Genomic DNA, 3,128 nt, shown 5'->3' on the forward strand with positions numbered 1-3,128 from the left:
ATCCGCGACGGGTCCGCTTGAATCCGTCGCTCCGCGGCTAAAGGTTCCCCCGCCCCGACCGACAAGAGAGACGACACAGGACCGCGGCCCCCGCCGAGCGCCGGCCGGGGCGCGCGTGCCGTCCCTGTTCCACGGCCTGCCCCGCGCAAGGACACGCCGCGATGGAGGATGCCGTGCGCAAGCTCGTCTTCGCCTTCGTTGTTTCCCTCGTTCTCGCCGCCCTCCCCGCCTCGGCCGGCGTGCTCGTGATCTGCAACACCAGCGTCCCCTCGAGCGCCATCAGCAAGGCCACGGTGGAGCAGATCTTCACCGGCGGCGCGCGCGCGTTCGGCGACGGGACGCCGGTCGTCGTCGCGGTCCTCAAGGAAGGCGCGGCCCACGACGAGTTCCTGAAGGAATTCGTCGGCAAGAGCTCCGCCCAGTTCACGATCGCCTGGCGGAACCTCGTCTTCAGCGGCGGCGCCTCGAAGCTCCCCGCGTCGTTCGGCTCGGAGGCCGAACTCGTGGCCTACGTCGCCAAGACGCGCGGCGCGGTGGGCTACATCAGCGACGGCACGCCGCACGACGGCGTGAAGGTGCTCAAGGTCAACTGACGGACGGAACGCCTTCCCTGCCCGGGGGTCGCTATGAGAATCTCGCAAAAGCTCTGGGTCACCGTCGGCGCCGTGCTCGGCGCCTACCTCTTGACGACGGGCGTCAACTTCCTGCTCGGCGGCCGGACGGCGTCCAAGGTGGCGGCGACCGGCGAAACGTCGTTTCCCGCGGCGCAGCTGAGCCAGCAGGCGCTCACCTCCCTCGACCGCCAGACCAAGGGGTACCGCGACGCGGTCCTCATGGGCGACAAGAAGCAGCTCGAGGACGCGCAGGCCGAGGGGCAGAAGGCGGTGGACGCGATGCAGGCGATCGCCGCGCTGCCCCAGCTCGAAGGGGAGCGCGCGGAGCAGGTCGCCGCGGCCCTCAAGGCGCTGAAAGAAGTGCAGGCCGGCGCCGCGGAGGTCTACCCGCAGATGCTCGCCGGCAACGCCAGCGACGCCATCCAGGGGCGGGTCGCGCAGCTCGGCCAGCAGACCAAGGCCGTCCAGAAGAGCTTCGAGGACCTCGTCGTCGGCTTCTCCGGCGACCTCAAGGGCGACCTCGCGGGGATCCGCACCGGGACCAACATCCAGCGCTACGCGACGCTGCTGCTCTGCCTGCTGGTGCTCGGCGTCGCCTCGTGGTGGGTGAAGAGCGTCATCGACCGGATCTCGCAGCCGCTGGTCAGCCTGGCCGACGCGGCGCAGCGGATCGGCGCCGGCGACATCGACCAGAAGATCGAGCACCGCGCCGACGACGAGACCGGCGCCTTGGCCGACGCCTTCCGGGCGATGATCGCCTACGTCCAGCGCATCGCCGCCGCGGCGCAGGCGCTCGGACGCGGCGACCTGTCGGTGCAGATCGAGCCGCAGTCGGACCGCGACGTGCTGGCGAAGAGCTTCGCCGGCGCGGTCGAGAACCTGCGCGCGATGCTGGCCGAAACGCGGCGGCTGATCGAGGCCGCCGGCGCCGGGCAGCTCAAGGCGCGCGGCGACGCGTCCCGCTTCCAGGGCGCCTTCGGCGAGATGGTCGCCGAGATGAACAGCCTGATGGACGCGGTGGTCGGTCCGATGACCGCGGCCGCGGCCTGCGTCGACCGGATCTCCAAGGGCGACATCCCGCCGCGCATCGACGACGAGTGGCAGGGCGACTTCGACGCGCTCAAGGTGAGCCTCAACACCTGCATCGACGCGATCAACGCGCTCGTGGCCGACGCGCAGTCGCTCTCCAAGGCCGCGGTCGAGGGGCGCCTCTCCGCCCGCGCCGACGCCTCCCGCCACCAGGGCGACTTCCGCAAGATCATCGAGGGCGTGGACGCGGCGCTCGACGCCGTCGTCGGCCCGCTCGGCGTCGCCGCGAACTACGTGGACCGGATCGCCAAGGGGGACATCCCGCCGCGCATCACCGAGGTCTACGCCGGCGACTTCGCCGCCCTGGCCAACAACCTCAACACCTGCATCGACGCGATCGGCGCCCTGGCCGCCGACGCGCAGTCGCTTTCCAAGGCCGCGGTCGAAGGACGCCTCTCCGCCCGCGCCGACGCCTCCCGCCACCACGGCGACTTCCGCAAGATCATCGAAGGGGTCAACGCGACGCTCGACGCCGTCGTCGGCCCGCTCTCCGTCGCCGCCAGCTACGTCGACCGGATCGCCAAGGGGGACATCCCGGCGAAGATCACGGCCGAGTACGCGGGGGACTTCGCCAACCTGAAGCGGAACCTCAACCTCTGCATCGACGCCGTCAACGCGCTGATCGCCGACACGCAGCGGCTGGCCGAGGCGGCGGTCGAGGGGAAGCTCTCGACGCGCGCCGACGCCGCCCGCCACCAGGGCGACTTCCGCCGCATCGTGCAGGGGGTCAACGACACGCTCGACGCGGTCATCGGGCCGCTCAACGTCGCCGCCTCGTACATCGACCAGCTCTCGAAGGTGGAGAAGGTCCCGCCGCCGATCGCGGCCGACTACAAGGGCGACTTCGCCCAGATCAAGAACAACCTCAACGCCTTCATCGCGGCGATCGACGGCCTGTCGAAGGACATGGCCAAGCTCACCGCGGCGGCCCTCGCCGGCGACCTCAAGCAGCGCGCCGACGCCTCGCGCCACCACGGCATGTTCCAGATGATCGTGCAGGGGGTGGACGACATCCTCGACGACGTGATCGCGCCCGTCGAGACCACCGCCGCCTGCGTCGGCCGGATCGCCAAGGGAGACATCCCCCAGCCGATCACCGCCGAATACCAGGGCGACTTCGCGCTGCTGCGCGACAACCTCAACACCTGCATCGCCGCGATCAACGCCCTCGTCTTCGACGCCGACAGCCTCGCCGGCGCCGCGCTCAAGGGCGACATGCAGCGGCGCGCCGACGCCTCGCGCCACCAAGGCGACTTCCGCAAGATCATCGAGGGGGTCAACGGCACGCTCGACGCCGTCGTCGGCCCGATCAACGAGTCCACGCAGGTGCTGGAGAAGATCGCCCAGCGCGACCTCACGGCGCGCGTCGAGGGGCGGTACGACGGCGACCACGCGCGGATCAAGGAAGCGCTGAACACGGCGATC

General features: G+C 70.7%; 2 protein-coding genes. Both read left to right on the top strand.

Annotated elements, in window-relative coordinates; all coding sequences use genetic code 11:
• Nucleotides 1-161 precede the first annotated feature (161 nt).
• On the top strand, nt 162-593 hold the full coding sequence (locus tag LLG88_11065) for a hypothetical protein (GenBank protein ID MCE5247442.1): 432 nt from the start codon (nt 162-164) through the stop codon (nt 591-593).
• Between the two features lie 33 nt (nt 594-626).
• Nucleotides 627-3,128: HAMP domain-containing protein (locus tag LLG88_11070; protein MCE5247443.1), on the top strand; the 2,502-nt coding region annotated here is incomplete at its 3' end.

This window comes from bacterium (genome assembly GCA_021372775.1).
In the GTDB taxonomy this organism is placed as follows: Bacteria; Acidobacteriota; Polarisedimenticolia; order J045; family J045; genus JAJFTU01.